The organism is Streptosporangium sp. NPDC000095 (assembly GCF_042899335.1).
In the GTDB taxonomy this organism is placed as follows: Bacteria; Actinomycetota; Actinomycetes; order Streptosporangiales; family Streptosporangiaceae; genus Streptosporangium.
In genome coordinates, this window is record NZ_JBIAZS010000012.1 from 120,735 (window position 1) to 140,116 (window position 19,382).

Annotated in this window: 15 protein-coding genes; 8 read left to right on the plus strand and 7 right to left on the minus strand. The window is 70.1% G+C overall.

Annotation, left to right across the window (positions count from 1 at the left end):
- Nucleotides 1-6: 6 nt before the first annotated feature.
- Both ACFY3V_RS25540 and ACFY3V_RS25545 read right to left on the minus strand, forming a co-directional pair.
- The gene (locus ACFY3V_RS25540; protein WP_362902455.1) at nt 7-1,518 is read right to left on the minus strand and encodes a hypothetical protein; all 1,512 of its coding nucleotides are present in this window, start codon (nt 1,516-1,518) and stop codon (nt 7-9) included.
- Between the two features lie 206 nt (nt 1,519-1,724).
- Nucleotides 1,725-2,027: a hypothetical protein gene (locus ACFY3V_RS25545; protein ID WP_389776817.1), complete on the minus strand. Its 303-nt coding sequence runs from the start codon at nt 2,025-2,027 to the stop codon at nt 1,725-1,727.
- Between the two features lie 545 nt (nt 2,028-2,572).
- Here ACFY3V_RS25545 and ACFY3V_RS25550 point away from each other — a divergent pair.
- The 3 genes from ACFY3V_RS25550 (at nt 2,573) to ACFY3V_RS25560 (ending at nt 7,651) form a co-directional block, all read left to right on the plus strand.
- Nucleotides 2,573-4,666 (plus strand): SpoIIE family protein phosphatase, encoded by a 2,094-nt coding sequence (locus ACFY3V_RS25550; protein WP_362902381.1) that lies wholly within the window; start codon nt 2,573-2,575, stop codon nt 4,664-4,666.
- Between the two features lie 244 nt (nt 4,667-4,910).
- Complete coding sequence (locus tag ACFY3V_RS25555) at nt 4,911-6,575, plus strand: RNA polymerase sigma factor (protein WP_362902379.1); 1,665 nt, start codon at nt 4,911-4,913, stop codon at nt 6,573-6,575.
- 155 nt (nt 6,576-6,730) lie between these two features.
- Complete coding sequence (locus tag ACFY3V_RS25560) at nt 6,731-7,651, plus strand: hypothetical protein (RefSeq protein WP_389776821.1); 921 nt, start codon at nt 6,731-6,733, stop codon at nt 7,649-7,651.
- 136 nt (nt 7,652-7,787) lie between these two features.
- Here the strand turns inward: ACFY3V_RS25560 and ACFY3V_RS25565 are convergent, their stop codons facing one another.
- Nucleotides 7,788-8,528, minus strand: a complete 741-nt coding sequence (locus tag ACFY3V_RS25565; RefSeq protein ID WP_389776824.1) for a YaaA family protein — start codon at nt 8,526-8,528, stop codon at nt 7,788-7,790.
- Between the two features lie 46 nt (nt 8,529-8,574).
- On the opposite strand from ACFY3V_RS25565, the gene ACFY3V_RS25570 reads away from it, so the two are divergent.
- Complete coding sequence (locus ACFY3V_RS25570; protein WP_362902373.1) at nt 8,575-9,285, plus strand: GNAT family N-acetyltransferase; 711 nt, start codon at nt 8,575-8,577, stop codon at nt 9,283-9,285.
- Nucleotides 9,286-9,302: 17 nt separating this feature from the next.
- Here ACFY3V_RS25570 and ACFY3V_RS25575 read toward each other — a convergent pair whose 3' ends face one another.
- Nucleotides 9,303-9,533, minus strand: a complete 231-nt coding sequence (locus tag ACFY3V_RS25575; RefSeq protein WP_350945954.1) for a hypothetical protein — start codon at nt 9,531-9,533, stop codon at nt 9,303-9,305.
- A gap of 240 nt (nt 9,534-9,773) precedes the next feature.
- On the opposite strand from ACFY3V_RS25575, the gene ACFY3V_RS25580 reads away from it, so the two are divergent.
- On the plus strand, nt 9,774-11,846 hold the full coding sequence (locus tag ACFY3V_RS25580) for a type IIA DNA topoisomerase subunit B (RefSeq protein ID WP_389776828.1): 2,073 nt from the start codon (nt 9,774-9,776) through the stop codon (nt 11,844-11,846).
- 269 nt (nt 11,847-12,115) lie between these two features.
- Here ACFY3V_RS25580 and ACFY3V_RS25585 read toward each other — a convergent pair whose 3' ends face one another.
- Nucleotides 12,116-12,610, minus strand: a complete 495-nt coding sequence (locus ACFY3V_RS25585; protein WP_350945956.1) for a carbonic anhydrase — start codon at nt 12,608-12,610, stop codon at nt 12,116-12,118.
- 167 nt (nt 12,611-12,777) lie between these two features.
- Here ACFY3V_RS25585 and ACFY3V_RS25590 point away from each other — a divergent pair, with 167 nt between their 5' ends.
- Together ACFY3V_RS25590 and ACFY3V_RS25595 are read left to right on the plus strand one after the other, a co-directional pair.
- The gene (locus tag ACFY3V_RS25590) at nt 12,778-13,095 is read left to right on the plus strand and encodes a hypothetical protein (RefSeq protein ID WP_362902369.1); all 318 of its coding nucleotides are present in this window, start codon (nt 12,778-12,780) and stop codon (nt 13,093-13,095) included.
- Between the two features lie 164 nt (nt 13,096-13,259).
- A complete protein-coding gene (locus ACFY3V_RS25595; RefSeq protein WP_362902367.1) occupies nt 13,260-13,625 on the plus strand; it encodes a VOC family protein in 366 nt (121 codons plus the stop codon).
- A 187-nt stretch (nt 13,626-13,812) separates the two neighbouring features.
- On the opposite strand, the gene ACFY3V_RS25600 is transcribed toward ACFY3V_RS25595, so the two are convergent.
- Nucleotides 13,813-16,305, minus strand: coding sequence for a DNA topoisomerase (ATP-hydrolyzing) subunit A (locus tag ACFY3V_RS25600; RefSeq protein WP_389776833.1), 2,493 nt, complete (start codon nt 16,303-16,305; stop codon nt 13,813-13,815).
- Between the two features lie 215 nt (nt 16,306-16,520).
- Nucleotides 16,521-17,168, minus strand: a complete 648-nt coding sequence (locus ACFY3V_RS25605) for a GNAT family N-acetyltransferase (RefSeq protein WP_362902363.1) — start codon at nt 17,166-17,168, stop codon at nt 16,521-16,523.
- 135 nt (nt 17,169-17,303) lie between these two features.
- On the opposite strand from ACFY3V_RS25605, the gene ACFY3V_RS25610 reads away from it, so the two are divergent.
- A complete protein-coding gene (locus ACFY3V_RS25610; protein ID WP_389777136.1) occupies nt 17,304-19,373 on the plus strand; it encodes a RecQ family ATP-dependent DNA helicase in 2,070 nt (689 codons plus the stop codon).
- Nucleotides 19,374-19,382: the final 9 nt, after the last annotated feature.

Here is a 19,382-nt window from a genome sequence, read left to right on the forward strand (position 1 = left end):
GCTCACCTACACCGGAGGTTCGTCGGGAATGTCCGCGATGTCATCGAGGGCGATGGCCAGTTCCTCGGGGTCGTCCCCGATGCGCTCGGCGATCTCGATCAGCACGTGCAGCACGTCGTGCCGGTCGTGACCCAGGTCGAGCAGCCGCTGCGCCGCCTCCCACAGCTGCGGAGGATCGCCCTCCCAGAGCCTGGCGGCGATCTCCTCGTGCCAGGCGAGGTGCTCGTCGTAGTCGCGCCGGTCGAGCTCTCCCGCGTGGTCGATGCCCAGCAGGATCCGCCGGTCGGTGTCGTCGGCGGGGTTGAGCAGGCTGAGCTTGATCTCACCGTGCGTACCCTGCAGGAAGGGGAACGCGAACACCCGCCTGGCCAGCGCCGACAGGTCGCCGTCCGGCAACAGCCGGTCGAGCAGGTCGCGGTCGAGCCCGAAGGTCGTCGGGTCGCGGTAGGACTCCGCGAACTTGCCCGTCGCCTCCCAGATCGCGTCGAGCGTGGCCCGCAGCCCCTCGTCGGGCAGTCCGGTCCTGCCCGCGGCGAACCGCGCCCACGCGCCCAGCACGTGCGGCACCGCCTCCTGCTCGGCGGTGCTGAGCATCACCTTGCGCGGCAGCCAGTCGAGGAGGAACGTCTCGCACTTGGTCGGGCTCACCCGGAGCGGGCGGCCGAAATCCTGGTCGCAGCCGTAGTCGATGATGTGGTCGGCGCACCGGGAGGCCGCCGAGGGGTCGGACAGGTGCTCGGCCGCGTCCGAGGAGAGGAACTCGGCCGCCAGCATCGCCCGGCGGTCGCGGCTGTAGGGGGCCTCGCTGTGCAGCGGGGCCGGCCGCTTCCTGCCTGGCGGCAGAGCCTTGATCCGGGACCTGGCGAAGGCGTGGTAGGCGCTGTAGCTGTCGCTGACCGGCACGGTCGTCCTGCGCTGGCCGTACTCGGCGGTGGCCTTCATGGCCGATTCGAGCAGCGCCCTGGCCTGCTGAGGTTCGATCTCCCCGAACCTGAGCATCGGGTTGCCCTCGGCCTCGGCCCTGGCCTGCTCCAGCAGTTTGTCGACGTGCGAGGAGACCCAGGCGTCACGGGCGATGCCGCGCATGTTGTAGTCGACGATCACCACCAGCGCGTGCCGCTCCTCGACGCTGTCGGCGCCCCGGTAGCCGAAGGTGCACACCACGGTGTCCTGGTCGCCGTACGCGTCGCGGGAGACGAAGCAGCCGGTCGTCTTGACCACGCCCAGCCGGTCGGCCCAGCGCGGCCTGGCCACGTCGCGCTCCATGAGCGCCAGCGCGGCGCCCTCGGCCTTGGCGGCCTGGCGGGCCGTGCCGAGGTAGGCGAGCGCGATCAGCAGGGTGAGCGCGGCGGGCGAGCCCGCCTTGGCCGCGTAGTCGACCAGGCCCTCGCCGAGGACCTGCTCGGCGTCTCCTCGGCGCAGCCGGCGCCCCCACCAGGCTCCGATCATGTCGGAGACCATGAGCTCGGCGTCCAGCGGGCTGCGTACGGCCAGTAGCTCGCGAGCGGCGAGCAACATCTCGGCGAAGACCGCCTCGGGGGACTGGCTCTCCCTGAGGTCTCGACGATGTCGCCGGCTCAAGCAGCCTCCCCCGTCGGGCGATTCAGCCCATCACAGGCGCCGCCGCCGCGTCGATCGGCCCGCTCGCTTCCCTCGCTCACGTCCCAACCTTCTCGCATTCCCGGGCCAAACGGTGCGTAGAAGACGGCCGGGTGCTCCCGATGTTACCGGGGACCGCGGGATGGCGGCGCGGAGTTGACAAGGGCGAGCAGATGCTCGCGGGCGACGCGCTCGACGATCTCGGCCGTCGGCTCGATGCCGAGATGCTCGGCGCAGGCGCGGACCTCGGCCACGCACCTGTCGACGGTGTCGAGGGAGATCGTCGGGAACTCGGCGGCCAGGTGAGAGGTGACCGGCTCGTGGAGGGTCGCCTCGGGCACAGAGGACGCCGGGGACGCCGAGGGCGCCGAGGGCGCGGCGAGGGTCGTCACGGAAGGCCCGCCGAGGCGGGTGGCAAGAACGGGCATGGAAGTCGCATTCCTCCGGAGTTTCCCGGGGGCATCCCCCGGATGTGTCGGCGAGGACGTGCGTTTTCATTTCACAACTTATCTCGGGACTGTCAACCCTTGGCGCCGTGATATGGGAAGCTGACCCCGTGTCTTGACTGAATCCTGCAACAGTCGAGTAAGCGAGTGTTACCGAACAGGGAGCCGAATTGACGGCGAGTCAGTAGCCTGATCTCGCCTGCAAGCCCTACGGAGATGAGGTGGGCAGTTGCCGGGACGGTCCGGCCCGATCCTGCTATGGTCCTGGCCGCAAACGTTCGGAGACGCGGTGCCGCCCGGTCGGCGCCCGTGTGGAAGCCCCCTCGCATCGGCGCGAGGGTTCCGGTCGTCGGAGCGGCGGCGTTCCCAGGGTGCGCTGACCGCATCCTGGGCGGGGCTTCCGTCCACACCTGCCCATCGCCGATGATGTACTCCAGGATCCGGTCCCCCGGAGCCGCGCTACGCCAATTCGCAAGTTTGGAGATGTGCCTCGTGGGAGACCCTGGCACGCGACGGAGGTGCCGACCATGAGCGCCGAAACCTCCGTGCCCCGTCCCCGGGAGTCGGGTGTGGACATCTCAGACTCCGGCCTGCTGCAGGGCCTGCTGTCGCAGTCGCCGTTCGCCTTCGCGTTCTTCGACCCCGACGGCCGTTTCGAGCGCGTCGACGAGGTCTTCGCCGACGTGGTCGGCCTGCCCGCCGAGCGCCTGGTCGGCCGCCTCCCCGGTGATCTGCTCTCCGCCGACCTGACCGCCCTGATCCAGGGCTCGGTCCGCGGCATCGTGGCGGGGGCCGAGGTCGAGGGCGACCAGCGGATCCGGGTGCGCACCGCCGACGGCGCGACCCACCACTGGTCGCTGACCTTCTCCCCGATCCACGACGACAAGGGCACGCTCCAGGCGATCTGCCTGGTCGGCGTCGACATCACCGACAGCAGGCAGGTCGAGGAGAAGCTCAGGCGCAGCGAGGAGCGCTATCGCTCGCTGGTCGAGGCCCAGTCCCAGCTCGTGTGGATCACCGCGCCCACCGGCGTCGTGGAGGAGGACGCGCCGCAGTGGCGGGCCATCACCGGTCAGAGGATCGATGAATACCTCGCCCACGGCTGGCTGGAGGCCGTCCACCCCGACGACCGCCCGCACACCGAGGAGGCGTGGCGTGAGGCGCTGCGCGGCCGGACCATGTTCGAGTGGAGTTACCGGGTCCGCACCCGGGCCAGCGGCTACCGGCACTTCGAGGTGCGCGCCGTGCCGATCATTCGGCACAATCGGGTCGTCGAGTGGGTGGGCGCCAACACCGACGTCACCCCGCAGCGCGAGGCCGAGGAGATGCGCGGCCGCCTGACCGACCAGCTCGGCGCCGCGGCTCTGCGGACCGCGCGCCTGCAGGGCGCCACGGCGATACTCGCCGAGGCGCTCACCGTCGAGCAGGTGGTCCAGGTGATCATCGACGTGGGTCGTACGGCCCTGGCGGCCGACCGCTCGGCCGTGGCGCTGCTCGATGTCGACCGGGCCGCGCTGAAGCTGGTCAACAGCGGAGGCATCCCCGACGTCCCCGGCGCGCCCGGCGAGGAGATCCCGCTTTCGCACTCCAGCGTGATGACGATGGCGGTCAACAGCCGGCGCCCGGTCTTCGCCGAGTCGCCGGAGAGCCTGAGGGCCCAGCTGGTCGACGCGGGTGGCGACAGCGAGGAGATCACCGGGTTCATCGACCACAGCGACGAGCGGGCCTGGGTGGGGCTGCCGCTGCTGGCCGCGGGGCGGGCGCTCGGCGCGCTGAGGTTCTCCTTCACCCGCCCGCAGAAGATCTCCCAGGAGGACGGGGTGTTCCTGGAGGCGCTCGCGGGTCAGTGCGCCCTCGCCGTCGAGCGAGCCACCCTGTTCGAGCGCGAGCACCGCACCGCCGAGACGCTCCAGCGCAGCCTGCTGCCCGACCGTCTGCCGGTGGTCCGGGGCCTGGTCCTCGCCCAGCGGTTCCGCTCGGGAAGCCGCCACGTGCAGGTCGGCGGCGACTGGTACGACGCGTTCGTCCTCCAGGACGGCCGGGTCGCGGCGGTGGTCGGCGACGTCATGGGCAAGGGCGTCAAGGCCGCGGCGGGAATGGGGCGCATCCGCAACGCCATGCGGGCCCTGGCGCTGACCAACCCGCCGCCCGCCGCGGTGCTCACAGGGCTCGACAGGGTCTTCGAGGCCACCGAGGAGGAGGAGCAGGTCACGACCCTCGCCTACATGGTCGTCGAGCCGGGCACCGGGGAGGGCACGCTCGCGCTCGCCGGTCACCCGCCTCCGCTGCTGGTCTCCCCGCAGGGCGTGCCGCTGCTGTGCGACGGCGAGCCAGGCACCCCGCTGGGCTGGCCCACGAGCCGCCGGCAGTTCAGGTTCTGTGTCCCGCCGGGCCACACCGCTGTCCTGTATTCGGATGGTCTGGTGGAGAATCGCAAGCGTGGCCTCGATGCCGGGCTTGCCGATCTTTGTTCTGTTGTGAACGAAGCGCCCGCCGAAGTGGTGGGAAGCCCGCACATGTTGCTAGATTTTCTTGTCGATCGCATGCTGTCCGGATATGAGCAGGATGACGACGTCACGGTGCTCGCGATCCACGTTCCCCTCGCCACGAAGAGTGACTGAATGAAACAGTCATAACGGTTGCTTTCGGGTATCGGTGCCTCGCTTCCGTACGCACTACTCTCTTGGTCGGCCTAGGGTGGAGGGCAACCGCCAGGAGGCGGCCGTATGGATCACGGTGTCATGCCACAATGCTGGACAGGTGCGTCGCGGTTAGCGCGGCCTCGCTAATCACAACTAGAGGCATAACTGCCCCTGGTTGGGCATCTGGGTCCATTCTCGTCACGCTTTCCTTCGAGAGGTGTTCGTGTCGCCTGCAAGTTCGACTCGCTCGAAGCCATCCGAGCTGAACGAGCCCGTCATTCAGCAGCTGATGGAGCGGGGGCGCTCGCAGGGGTTCCTCGAGTCCGAGGATGTCCGCAAGGCCGTCGAGGAAGCGGACATTCCGATGGCGCAGGTCGCTGGAATCCTGCGAAGCCTTAGCAAAGAGGGCATCACAGTACGGCTGACCGCCGAGGACTCCGCGGCTCCCAAGAAGCCCCGCACTCCCGCCAAACGCCGCACCGCCCCGGCCACGCCCGCCGCCGTCAAGAAGACCAAGACCGCGGCGGCGGCCAAGGAGCAGCCGGAGACCGTCACCGCGGTCGTCAGCGGCTCCGAGCCCGCCGCGGCCGCGGCCAAGAAGCCGGCGGCCCCGGTGAAGGCGGCTTCGGCCAAGACGGCTCCGGGCAAGAAGGTCGCCCCGGCCGCCAAGAAGCCGGTTCCCGCCCCGCCGCCGAAGAAGGCCGGTCCCGCAGCCGCGGTCCCGGCTCCCGCGTCCGCGCCGAAGCCGGTCACCGGTGACGACGACGAGGTCATCGACCTCGAGGACGTCGAGATCGAGGACTTCGACCTGGAGGCCGTGGCCGAGGTCGAGGTCGAAGTCGAAGTCGAGGTGGAAGCCGAGGCCGAGACCGAGGAGGAGCCCAAGGTCGAGGTCGTCGAGGTGAACGAGGACGAGGTCCTCATCCTCACCGACGACGACGATGACGCCCCGGTGCCTCAGGTCGCCGCCGCCGGTGCCACCGCCGACCCGGTCAAGGACTATCTCAAGCAGATCGGTAAGGTCCCCCTGCTCAACGCCGAGCAGGAGGTCGAGCTCGCCAAGCGCATCGAGGCCGGTCTGTTCGCCGAGGAGCAGCTCGGCAGCGACGGCGAGAAGCTCCCGGTCGACGTCCGCGCCGAGCTGGAGTGGATCGCCGAGGACGGCCGCCGGGCCAAGAACCACCTGCTGGAGGCGAACCTCCGCCTCGTGGTCTCGCTGGCCAAGCGCTACACGGGACGCGGAATGCTCTTCCTGGACCTGATCCAGGAGGGCAACCTGGGCCTGATCCGCGCGGTCGAGAAGTTCGACTACACCAAGGGCTACAAGTTCTCCACCTACGCCACGTGGTGGATCCGGCAGGCGATCACCCGCGCCATGGCCGACCAGGCGCGGACCATCCGCATCCCGGTCCACATGGTCGAAGTGATCAACAAGCTGGCCCGTGTCCAGCGGCAGATGCTCCAGGACCTCGGGCGCGAGCCCACCCCGGAGGAGCTGGCCCGCGAGCTCGACATGACCCCCGAGAAGGTCGTCGAGGTCCAGAAGTACGGTCGCGAGCCGATCTCCCTGCACACCCCGCTGGGTGAGGAGGGAGACAGCGAGTTCGGTGACCTCATCGAGGACTCCGAGGCCATCGTTCCTGCGGACGCGGTCAGTTTCACGCTTCTGCAGGAGCAGCTCCACTCCGTTCTGGACACGCTGTCCGAGCGCGAGGCGGGCGTGGTCTCGATGCGCTTCGGCCTGACCGACGGTCAGCCGAAGACGCTGGACGAGATCGGCAAGGTCTACGGGGTGACGCGCGAGCGCATCCGGCAGATCGAGTCCAAGACGATGTCCAAGCTCCGCCACCCGTCCCGGTCCCAGGTCCTGCGCGACTACCTCGACTGAGACTTCCTGACAGGGGGGCCGTGCCATATGGTGCGGCCCCTCCTGTCGTTAACGAGGGCGTAACAGATCGGTAGCACGTCATGTGAAGCAGCCTCCTAGGCTGCCGCCTCATGGGTGTGGCCGAAGTCGACAGAGTTCGCGCACGAGGACTGCGGTTGATCGTCGATCGTCCGTGGGCGGACGCGATGCTCGATGAGGCGGTCGTCGCGGTGCGCCGGAAGATCTTCGAAGCCGGTACGGTCGCGATCGGCGCGGCCCGCGGCGATCCGGAGGGCCGTGCGCTGAGGATCGAGGCGCTGGCCAAGGCGGCCGTCGGTCACAGCCGTGCCATAGAGACGTTGGCGGCCCGTGACCGGGCCAACCCCGACCTCTGGCTCTGGCTCGGGCGCACCCGCATCGAGGAAGCCTGGACGATCAAGCCGGATGTCAAGGCGCGGGCCGTGCAGGCGCAGCGCACACAGGCGTTCCAGGGAGCGATGGAGTCGGCCAGGATGCCGCTTTTCGCCGCGGTCTCGCTCGCGCCGTCCGATCCGGTGCCCTGGGAATCGATCATGTGGCTCTATCTCGGTCTCGACCGGCCGCGTCAGGAGAAGGACGCGGTCTGGTACGAGGCCGTTCGGCGTTATCCGACGCTGTTCCCGGCCCACGTGGCCCGGCTCATGACGTTGTCCCCCGCCTGGGGCGGTAGTGCCCAGGAGATGCTGGAGTTCGCCAGGCAGGCCGTCTCGCGGGCACCCGACGGGGATCCGATGGCGTCCCTGGTGCCGCTGGCCCACTTCGAGCAGGTGGCCGCGGGGCGGTCGCCGATGTCGCGCGGCGGCTGGTTCTCCGACGGGGCGCTGCGGGAGGTCGTCTCGCATTCGGGGCGCTGGCTGGGAAATGACAGCCACCCCCGATCGATCGAGGCGCACAACCTGTTCGGGGCCGCCTTCTATCTGGCAGACCTTCGGCGGCCCGCGCGCGGGCACCTGATGCGGACGAAAGGCAGGGGGAGCACACTGCCCTGGTCCTATCTCGGAGATCCCGCCCAGCAGTTTCAGCGGGCCTGCGGGCGGCTGCACCTCGTCGCGGCGTGAACCCGGGGCCCCTCCCGCGCGGGGCTCCCGCCCGTCCACCGGCTCGATCACCGGCTGGTCGTCCCGGTGCCCTCCCGCGCGGGGCTCCCGCCCGCCACGTCCTCGTCACGGCCCGGGGAAAGGAGCCCACGGCGCGTCATGTCACGATGTCGAGTGTCCACGAACGGTTCCCCGTGGGCGGGGCGTGGAGGACGACGGAGTGGCCGAGGTGATCCAGAACCTTGACGAGCTCCTCGGGGCTCTCCGGATCGGCTCCGCTTTCCAGCAGGGAGCGGGCGATCAGGCCGCGGGTGGCCTTGGCCATGTGGCTGACCACCTTCCCGTCCCTGAGCACCCGTACCGCCACCGCCCGGCCGCCTGGCCGCCACGCGGCCGCGTACGTGCTGGAGCGCAGGTCCACGACGAGGCCGGGTTCGGCGTCGAGCAGGGGGGCGACCGATCGGCGCCAGAAGGCGCCCAGGCCGCCGAGCGGCGGCAGCCGCACCCCCATCGACAGCCGGTAGGGCGGTACGCGGTCGCCGACCCGCAGCAGGCCCCAGAGGCCGGAGAAGATCAGCAGGCTCTCCGAGGCCCGCGCCGCCGCCTGAGGGGAGAGCGAGGCCAGGCCGAGGTTGTCGTAGAGCACGCCGGTGTACAGGTCGGCCGCGGCCAGTGCCGGCGCGGTCCGCAGAATCAGATTTCCGCCGACCTCACCGGCCTGTCCCGGCGACAGGCCGAGCACATCCCGCGCGGCCGGTCCCCGGCACAGCGCGATGAGCGCTTCCAGGACGAGTTCCCTGGGCGGGCCGAGGGCGGGAAAACTCAACCGGGACAGGTCGAGGGCGGGGCCGTCGCCCCGCGCGGCCTTTCCCTCGGATGGAGGCAGCAGAATCAGCACAGTCGCCGAGCGTAGTGGGGCGATCGGGGAGTTAGGATCCTTCAGCATGATCGATGAGGCCTTTGACCGGCTGGTCGACCAGGCATGGCCGGCGCTCCAACGGGTGGAGGCCGGGTGCTGGACGCTGCGCGCCGCGAACGGGGTGACCAAGCGGGCCAACTCCGTGCTGCCGCTGGGCGAGCCCGAGGACCTGGAGGCGGCCATCGAGGGGGCCGAGAAGTTCTATGCCGACCGAGGGCTGCCCTGCGTCTTCTCCGTGGGAGGCGGGGCCACGCCGGGTCTGGACGCGTCGCTGGAGGCGCGCGGCTACGGGGTGGTGGATCCCACACTGGTCATGACGGCGCGCCTCGGGCCCGGGGGAGGGTCCGAAGAGGGGGTCGAGCTCGCTGAGATGCCCTCACAGGCGTGGTTGGACGCCTGGTGGAGCGTGGACGGGAGGTTCGGTGGCGACGGTCTGCCGACGGCCGCGCGAATCCTCACCGGCGTGCCCGCGGTATACGCCTCGCTCGGCGGAGATGCCGTCGGGCGGGGTGTGGTCCAGGGGGAGTGGTTCGGGATCTACTCCATGGCTGTGATGCCGCACGCGCGGCGCAGGGGCCATGGACGGAAGGTGTTGCGTGCCCTGCTCTCGCATGCGCGGGCGCAGGGCACACAGCGGGCATATTTAGTCGTCGTGGAGTCGAACACCGCTGCCAGGACGCTCTACGAGCGGCAGGGCTTCACGGTGGCGGCCCGATATCACTATCGGGTCCGATGATGGCTCCATTCGTCTGGTTATCGTTCGTCGTTGCCTGCCGTTGCCGGGGTGTCGCTGAGACGAGCGGACTCGTCCTGGATGATGGCGCCCTTGTCTCTCAGCACGGCCACGTGCTGCCGCCCGTGGTGGGCGCAGAACAGCAGCTCCCCGCCCACGGGCAGGGTCGCGCGGATGTAAGCCTGGGCGCCGCACCGGTCACAGCGGTCAGCAGCTGTGAGCTGCTTGGCGGGGGCGAGGGTTCCAGTCACGTATCGCCTTTCAGGTCATCCCCTGAGGTGGAGGATCTGGCGTCAGTCACTTGAGAGAACATCTAACCCGATACGAACGTTCCCAACCGACCCCCTGCTACGCCCAGAGCGGAAAGTGTCCGAAAGTAACGATGATCACACCGGATGTAACGTACGAACCCACCGGATGGCAAGCTTGTACCCGTCGCGGTGGGAAGAACGGTAAGCTGCGCACACGTGTTCGACAGAGTGGGAGTGGGCGTGACCGCAGTTAGCGCGGAGACGGGCTATACGGCCCGCCACCTGTCGGTGCTGGAGGGTCTCGAAGCCGTCCGCAAGCGTCCAGGCATGTATATCGGGTCGACCGACAGCCGCGGTCTCATGCACTGCCTCTGGGAGATCGTGGACAACGGGGTCGACGAGGCCCTGGCCGGTTACTGCGATCGCATCGAGGTCGAGCTTCACCCCGACGGCTCCATCGAGGTCCGCGACAACGGCCGGGGCATCCCGGTCGACGTCGAGCCCAAGAGCGGCCTGGCGGGCGTGGAGCTCGTCTACACCAAGCTCCACGCGGGCGGGAAGTTCGGCGGCGGCTCCTACGGCGCCTCGGGCGGTCTGCACGGCGTCGGCGCCTCCGTCGTCAACGCCCTGTCCTCGCGGCTGGACGTGGAGGTCGACCGTGAGGGCCGGATCCACGAGATCAGCTTCCGCAGGGGCGTCCCTGGTGTCTTCGACGGCGACGGCCCCAAGGCCAAGTTCAAGAAGAAGTCCGGGCTGCGCGACGGCGGCAGCGTGGCGAAGAAGGTCACCGGCACCCGCGTGCGCTTCTGGGTCGACCACCAGATCTTCCTCCCCGAGGCCGAGGTCTCCCTCGACGAGATCCACGTCCGCCTCCGCCAGACCGCGTTCCTGGTCCCCGGCCTGACCCTGGCCGTGCGCGACAGCCGCGGAGAGGAGGTCGCCGAGGAGGAGTTCCACTTCGACGGCGGCATCTCGGAGTTCACCGAGTTCCTCGCCCGCGACGAGGCCGTCTGCGACGTGCTGCGCCTGCAGGGCGCCGGTCACTTCCGCGAGACCGTCCCGGTCCTCGACGACCTGGGGCACATGACCCCGACCGAGGTCCAGCGGGAGCTCACCGTCGACGTGGCGGTGCGCTGGGGCAAGGGCTACGACAGCACCGTCCGTTCCTTCGTCAACGTGATCGCCACCCCCAAGGGCGGCACCCACGTCAACGGCTTCGAGCGCGCTCTCGTCCGCACCCTGAACGAGCAGCTGCGCGAGACCCGCCTGCTCAAGAACGGCGACGCCCCCGTGACCCGCGAGGACATCATGGAGGGGCTCACCGCCGTGGTGACCGTCCGGGTGCCCGAGCCGCAGTTCGAGGGGCAGACCAAGGAGGTCCTGGGCACCTCGGCGGCCTCCAGGATCGTCGCCCACGTCGTCTCACGAGACCTCAAGGAGCTGCTCGCCAACCCGCCGCGCAACGCCAAGGCGCAGCTCCGCGCGGTCCTGGAGAAGATCGTCGCGGCGGCCAAGGCCCGCATCGCCGCTCGGGAGCACCGCGACAACCAGCGCCGCAAGACCGCTCTGGAGAACTCGGCGCTCCCCGCCAAGCTGGTCGACTGCCGCAGTGACGAGGTCGACCGCAGCGAGCTGTTCATCGTCGAGGGCGACTCGGCGCTGGGTACCGCCCGCGCGGCCAGAAACTCGGAGTTCCAGGCGCTGCTGCCGATCCGGGGCAAGATCTTGAACGTGCAGAAGGCGTCCGTCGCCGACATGCTCAAGAACGCCGAGTGCGCAGCGATCATCCAGGTCATCGGCGCGGGTTCCGGCCGATCCTTCGACATCGAGGCCGCCCGCTACGGCAAGGTCATCCTGATGGCCGACGCCGACGTCGACGGGGCGCACATCCGCTGCCTCCTGCTGACGCTGTTCCACCGCTACATGAAGCCGATGGTCGAGGCCGGGCGCGTCTTCGCCGCCGTGCCGCCGTTGCATCGCATCGAGGTCATCAACCCCACACGCGGTCACGGCAAGTACGTCTACTGCTACTCCGACGCCGAGTTGCACCGGGTGCTGCGCGACCTGGAGCGCCGGGGCAAGCGCTGGAAGGACCCGGTCCAGCGCTACAAGGGCCTGGGCGAGATGGACGCCGACCAGCTGGCCGAGACGACGATGGAGCCCCGCCACCGCACCCTGCGCCGGGTCCGCATCGAGGACATCGAGGAGGCCGAGCGCATCTTCGCCCTCCTGATGGGCAGCGACGTGGCACCGCGCCGGGAGTTCATCGTGAGCAGCGCGGCCGAGATCGACCGCGACCACATCGACGCGTGATCATCGCCGAGGGGTGATTCCCGGGGTGAACGTCCGGGCGGGGGCCCGGATCCACACCGGTCGGGTGATCGGTCCCCCCGTCGGCAGGACGCGCCGGCGGTAGGCCGATCGTGCCCCGGGTCTTCGAGCGGCCGCGGACGGGGCGGAATCGCGAAACCGGCATCAGGCCCCGGCACGGGAACCGGCCGGGGCCTGATGTCGACGTGTCGATCCGGGCCGGCGACGGCTTCCCGCGCCGGGGCCGGATCAGGAGGGCCTGACCCCGGCCCTCAGATGTCGACCGGCATCAGCTTGCCGGTGCGCACGTCGTAGACGGCTCCGCCGACCGGCATCCCCACGGGCAGGAACGGGCTCGTCCTGATCCGTACGAGATCATGGCGGAGCGCCGCGTCCTGGTCGGGGACGGTGTGGAAGTCCAGGCTGCGGGTGTCGACGCCGCGCCGGGCGGCGATCGCGTGCACCTCGTCGTCGGTGACCTTGGTCATGCCGCAGTCGGTATGCGGCATGACCAGCACCCGCTCCACCCCCAGCAGGTTGACCGCCAGGACGAGCGTGCGCAGGACGTCGTCGGTCACTCTCGCCCCGGCGTTGCGGAGGATCTTGGCGTCCCCCGGCTTCAGGCCGAAGAGCCCCAGCGGATCGATCCGCGAGTCCATGCAGGTGACCACGGCGAGACCGCGGGCGGCCCTACCGGTCAGCTCGGTGTCGGTGAAGGCGGCGGAGAACTCCTCGTTGGCGGTCAGCAGGTCGTCAAAAGCACTCACGTACGCACCCCTCGGTTGGCGCAGTCAACGGACTAATGATGCTTCATGCCCGTTTCCTGAGCGTTGCCGGGGCCGCACCGGGTGAGGACTTCACCAAGATCCCACCACTGTCGCTCACACTCGGTCATGATGTCGTCACCCGAAGTCCGGATGTGTGGGGAGGGCGAATGAGCAGGATCGAATCCCTGGCCGACTATCTTCGTGACCAGGGCAGGCGAAAGCTGGACCGGGTCGAGGTGAGGGACGGGGGGCGCAACGCGCGCTCGGCGTTGTCCCTGCTCGACGCGGCGGTTTACACCCGATCACTGAAGGACGACGACCCGTTCGTGGCCGTCCTCGTGGAGGCGGGGTGTTTCGGCCCGGAGGGGACCGGTGAGTTCGAGCCGACGGATCGGGTGGCCAAGGTCGTCCGCTTCTGGGAATCGGGTGAACCCTGGCAGTTGCTGATGGCGATCCGGTTCGCGCTCCAGGGAGCGCTCATCTGAGGTGCCGGGTTTCGGTCCGCCTGTGGAGGAAAGACGGAGCGGGCCCGAGGTGCGGGACACCGGGCCGGTGTCCCGCACCTCGGGCCAGGTCGGCACGAAACGCACTTGAAGCCTCCGATGAGACCGCCATAAGGTCTTCGCCGGTGTCAAGATCGGGAGGAATCATGGGAATCGCGCAGCTGAGGTCGATCGTTCTCGACTGTCCAGATCCCAGGCGGCTGGCCGACTTCTACAGTGCCCTTCTGGGCTGGAAGGTCACCGGAGTCGAGGACGACTGGGTGGTGGTCACCGGGGACGGGCCGGGACGGCTCTGCTTCCAGCGGGTCCCCGACTATCGGCCACCGGAGTGGCCCACCGCCGAACGGCCCCAGCAGTTTCACATCGATGTGACGGTCGAGGACTTCGACGAGGCGGAAAAGGGGGTGCTGGCGCTCGGCGCGTCCAAACACCCCTACCAGCCGGGCGAGGACGAGGGTTTCCGGGTCTTTCTCGACCCCGCCGGGCACCCGTTCTGCCTGTGCGTCGACTGACCGTCCTGAGCGATCTCAGGGCCTCCGCGCCGATCGTGTCTCCTGCGGAAGGCCCCCGCGCCACTGCTCTCGCGTGACGCGGGGGCTTTTCGCGGGGGGAGACCTCGTCGGCCGCCTCGTGGGATCACGCGGAATCCCCGGAGCCCTCCGCCAGGCGGGGGCTCCGGGGCCTTTTCGCGGGCGGGGGTCACTCCTGCGGGGGAGTCGCCCCGGAGCCCTCCTCGCCGCCTTCGGAGCCGAGAGCGCCGCCCACGGCCGACACGGTGTGGGTGAGCCGTACGCCGGAGCCGTCACGGCGGCCCAGCTCCTCGGGGAGCGGCACGGGCTTGCCGACGGCCGAGACCGCGCGGGCCGGGCCGGGACCGGCCCAGGCGAGCAGCAGGATGTCTTCGCCCTTGAGGAAACGCTGGACGCGGACCCCGCCGGTGCCCCTGCCCTTCGGCGGGTATTCGGCGAAGTCGGAGATCTTGGCGCCGCCGATCTGGGTGCCCGGAAGCGCCGTGGAGGAACCGGCGATCGTCACGACCTGTGACTCGCGGGCGGGATCGACCGCGCCGAACCAGATCACCACGGCGTCACCGTCCAGCCGTACACCGGCCATGCCGCCCGCGGGGCGGCCCTGCGGGCGGACGACGGAGGCGGAGTAGCGCAACAGCTGGGCCTCGGAGGTGATGAAGACGAGATCGTGGTTCTCGCTCTCCAGCTCCACCGCGCCCACCACGGTGTCACCCTCCTTGAGGGTGATCACCTCGAAGTCGTCGCGATTGGCCGGGTAGTCGGGGACGACCCGCTTGACCACCCCCTGCGCCGTGCCCAGCGCCAGGCCGGGCCCCTCGGGATCGAGCGAGCCGATGCCGACGACCGTCTCGCCCGGATTGAAGGTGACGTACTCCGCGACCGGGTGGCCGCCCGACAGCGACGGCGGGTTGTTCGAACGGGGCAGCGTGGGCAGGTCGACCACCTGGACCCGGATCATCCGCCCCTGGTTGGTGACCACGCCCACCTCGCCTCTGACCGTGCTCCGCACGACGGAGACCAGCACGTCGTGGGCCGAGCGGTCGCCGTCACCGGCCAGCGGCGAGGCGTCGGACGTGCGGGCCAGCAGGCCGGTGGAGGAGAACAGCACCAGGCAGGGGTCGTCGGCCACCTCCAGGGGGGCCGAGACGTTTCTCGCGATCCCCGAGGACTCCAGCAGCACCGTGCGGCGCGGGGTGCCGAAGGTCTTGGAGACCTGGGCGAGCTCGTCGGAGACGACCTTGCGGAGCCTGTCGTCGGAGGACAGGATCGCGGTCAGCTCGGCGATCTCGTCGCGCAGGGTCTGGCTCTCGCGGTCGAGCTCCAGCTTGTCGTAGCGGGTCAGGCGGCGCAGCGGGGTGTCGAGGATGTAGTTGGCCTGGATCTCCGACAGCTCGAAGATCTCCGTCAGGCGCTCGCGGGCCTGGGCGGAGTTGTCGGAGGAGCGGATGACCTGGATGACCTCGTCGATGTTGAGCAGGGCGACGATGAGGCCCTCGACGAGGTGCAGGCGCTCCTCGCGCTTGCGCCGGCGGTGCAGCGAGCGTCGGCGGACCACGTCGATGCGGTGGTCGACGTAGACCTGGAGCAGCTCGCGTAGGCCCAGCGTGCGCGGCTCGCCGTCGACGAGGGCGACGTTGTTGATGCCGAAGGTCTCCTCCATCGGCGTGAGCCGGTAGAGCTCCTCCAGCACGGCCTCGGGAATGAAGCCGTTCTTGATCTCGATGACCAGGCTGAGGCCCTTGTGCCGGTCGCTGAGGTCCTTGAGGTCGGAGATGCCCTGGAGCTTCTTGGCGGTGACCAGCTCCCTGATCTTGGTGACCACCCGCTCGGGACCGACGTTGAAGGGCAACTCGGTGACGACGATGCCCTTGCGGCGGGGGCTGACCTGCTCGATGGCGCACTTGGCGCGCATCCGGAAGGTGCCCCTGCCCTTGGCGTACGCGTCGCGGATGCCGTCGAGACCGATGATCGTGCCGCCGGTGGGCAGGTCGGGGCCGGGGACGAACCGCATCAGGTCGTCGAGCGTCGCGTCCGGCTTCTTGATCAGGTGGCGGGCGGCGGCGACGACCTCCACGAGGTTGTGCGGAGCCATGTTGGTGGCCATGCCGACCGCGATGCCGGTGGCACCGTTGACCAGCAGGTTGGGGAAGGCCGACGGCATGACCGTGGGCTCGGTCTCCTGGCCGTCGTAGTTGGGCTTGAAATCGACCGTGTCCTCGTCGATCGACTGGACCACGGCCATCGCCGCCGAGGCGAGCCGGGCCTCGGTGTAGCGCATCGCGGCGGGCAGGTCGTCGGGGGAGCCGAAGTTGCCGTGCCCGTCGATGAGGGGCAGGCGCATCGAGAACGGCTGGGCCATGCGGACCAGCGCGTCGTAGATGGCGGTGTCGCCGTGCGGGTGCAGCTTGCCCATCACGTCGCCGACGACGCGCGAGGACTTGACGTGGCCCCGGTCGGGCCGCAGGCCCATCTCGCTCATCGAGTAGAGGATGCGGCGCTGGACCGGCTTGAGGCCGTCTCTGGCGTCCGGCAGCGCACGCTGGTAGATGACCGAGTATGCGTATTCGAGGAAGCTGGTGCGCATCTCGGTGGAAACGTCGATGTCGACGATCCGCTCCTCGAAGCCCTCGTCTGTCGGGGGTGTGGTCGTCCGTCGAGCCATCTGATTTCCTGCGCGCGCGCCCCGGCCGTCAGGCGGGGGGAGGCGCATCCTCCTTCTGTCTTCGTGGTCCAACCGTTGGCGCCGGCTCCCCGGGGAGCCTTGACCGGGATGTCCGGCGGGAGACCGGTGACGGGGGCGACCGGGTATCGTACCGGGACTCGATACGATACCCAGCCCATCCGACACTTCCGGGCCTTGCGGCCTGCCCGCGGGTGTCAGAGTTGTTCCGGCCGGTCCGCCCGTAGGTGCTGGGGCCGTCCCGGCGGGTTGCCGAGGGCGGCGGGAAGAGCGCGGGTCCGAGGACCGGCTCCCGGCCAGGGACCGGGGGTCTCGCCCTCGTGTTCGTCGCCGGGCACGTTCACCCTGGTGTCGTAGACCCTGAAACCGCGCGCCCGATAGTTCGCGAGAGCCACCGGGCTGTCAAGTGAGCAGGTGTGCAGCCACACCCGCCGGGTCGGCTCCCGCTCCGGCTGCCGGTCGGCCAGGTCCCAGGCCCTGGCCGTGCCGACCTCCAGCAGGTGACCGCCGATGCCCTGGCCGATCGCCCACGCCAGGAGGCCGAAGGAGGTGATCTCGACCGCCGCGTCGTCCTGGGGGGCGAGTTCGACGAAGCCCGCGGGGGTGCCGCGATGGTAGGCCACCCAGGTCTCCACGCCCCCGGCGAGCCAGTCGGCCCACTCGTCCCAGGTCCACGGAAGCTTGTTGGTCCAGTGCCAGTCTCCGCCGACGGCCGTGGTGAGGAACCGGCTGAACTCGGGCGAGGGCAGCTCGGCGCGGACGATGTCGACCTCGACCGACGGAGGTTTGGCGGGCAGCAGGTCCGAGCGGGAGGTCTGTTCGAGATACCAGGTGGTGACGTCCATAGTGGATGCATCAAATCACGGCGCGGAGCCCCTCAGGTCCCCAGCTCCCGACCTCGCGCGACGGCACGCGTGTGCCGTACCGGGGGAAAACAGTCGGCGAGACCTGGTACGAATGACCGGGTGAGCGAAGAGCTGATGCTGCGCGAAGAGGCCGAGGAGCGGCTGCGGGCGCTCGCCGGGGAGCACGCCCGGCTGCGCGAGGACCAGTGGGCGGCGATCAAGGCGCTGGTGATGGACCGGCGCCGGGTGCTCGTGGTGCAGCGCACCGGCTGGGGCAAGTCGGCGGTCTACTTCATCGCCACCGCGCTCCTGCGCGAGCTGGGCGAGGGGCCGACCGTCATCGTCTCACCGCTGCTGGCCCTGATGCGCAACCAGATCGCCGCCGCCGAGCGTGCCGGGATCACCGCGGTCACGGTCAACTCCGCCAACCCCGAGGAGTGGGAGCAGGTCTACAACCAGGTCGCCGAGGGGGCGGTCGACGTGCTGCTCGTCAGCCCCGAGCGGCTCAACAACCCCGACTTCCGCGACCACGTGCTGCCCGAGCTGGCCGAGAGCGCGGGCCTGATCGTGGTCGACGAGGCCCACTGCATCTCCGACTGGGGTCACGACTTCCGTCCCGACTACCGGCGGTTGCGCACGCTGTTCGAGGAGCTCACCGAGGGCGTGCCGATCCTCGCGACCACCGCCACGGCCAACGCCAGGGTCACCCGCGACGTCGCGGAGCAGATGGGCGAGGAGACGCTCGTGCTGCGCGGCGCGCTGGAGCGCGACAGCCTCCACCTGGGGGTCGTGCGCCTGCGCGGCGCCGAGCAGCGTCTGGCCTGGCTCGCCCAGACGCTGCACGAGCTCCCGGGCTCCGGCATCGTCTACACGCTCACCGTGGCCGCCGCCCAGGAGATCGCCGCCTACCTGCGTGAGCAGGGCCATGAGGTGATCGCCTATTCGGGGCAGACCGAGCAGGCCGAGCGGCTCGCCGCCGAGCAGGCGCTGCTGGACAACAAGATCAAGGCGCTGGTCGCGACCTCCGCGCTCGGCATGGGCTACGACAAGCCCGACCTCGGCTTCGTCGTGCACGTCGGCGCACCGCAGTCCCCGGTGGCCTACTACCAGCAGGTCGGCCGTGCGGGCCGAGGGGTCGAGCGCGCCGAGGTGATCCTGCTGCCCGGCGCGGAGGACCGCGACATCTGGGCGTATTTCGCCTCGCTGGCCTTTCCCCCCGAGCCCGTGGTGCGCGCCGTGCTGGCCGCGCTCGAGGAGGGCGGCGTGATGTCCACGGCCGCCCTGGAGAACCGGGTGGACCTCAGCAGGAGCCGCCTGGAGACGATGCTGAAGGTCCTCGACGTCGACGGCGCGGTGCGCCGGGTCAAGGGCGGCTGGGAGTCCACCGGCGAGCCCTGGGCGTACGACGCCCCCCGCTACGCCAGGGTCGCCGCCGAGCGGGAGGCCGAGCAGCGGGCCATGCTCGAATACCTCGACACCACCGGCTGCCGGGAGGAGTTCCTGCGCCGCCGTCTCGACGACGACACCGCCTCCCCCTGCGGACGCTGCGACAACTGCACCGGCGGCCACCGCTCGCCAGAGGTGGACGAGCGGGCCGTACGGTCGGCCGCCGACCGGCTCCAGCGGCCCGGAGTGGACATCGAGGCCCGCAGGCAGTGGCCGACCGGGCTGGCCGACCTCAAGGGCAGGATCAAGCCGGAGCTGGGTGCCGAGCCGGGCAGGGGGCTGGGCAGGCTCACCGACATCGGCTGGGGCAACCGCCTGCGCGGTCTCCTCGCCGACGGCGCCCCCGACGGGCCGATCCCCGACGACGTCTTCGCCGCCGTGATCAAGGTGCTCTCGTCCTGGGAGTGGGCACAGCGACCGGTCGGCGTCGTCGCGGTGCCCTCGGGAAGCCGTCCCCAGCTCGTCCGCAGCCTGGCCGAGCGGCTCGCCCAGGTGGGGCGCCTGTCCTACCTGGGCGACCTCGGTTATCGGTCGGGCTCGCCTGGACGGCAGTTCAACAGCGCGCAGCGCGTCCAGGCGATCCGGGGCACCCTCGCCATGCCCGCCGCCCTGGGAGCGGCCGTCGCCGGGGCCGGAGGCCCGATCCTGCTCGTCGACGACCTGGTCGACACCGGATGGACGATGACGCTGGGAGCCGCGATGCTCCGTCACGCCGGAGCCCCCGCCGTGCTGCCCCTCGCCCTCGCGGTCACCAGCTAGACGAGTGAG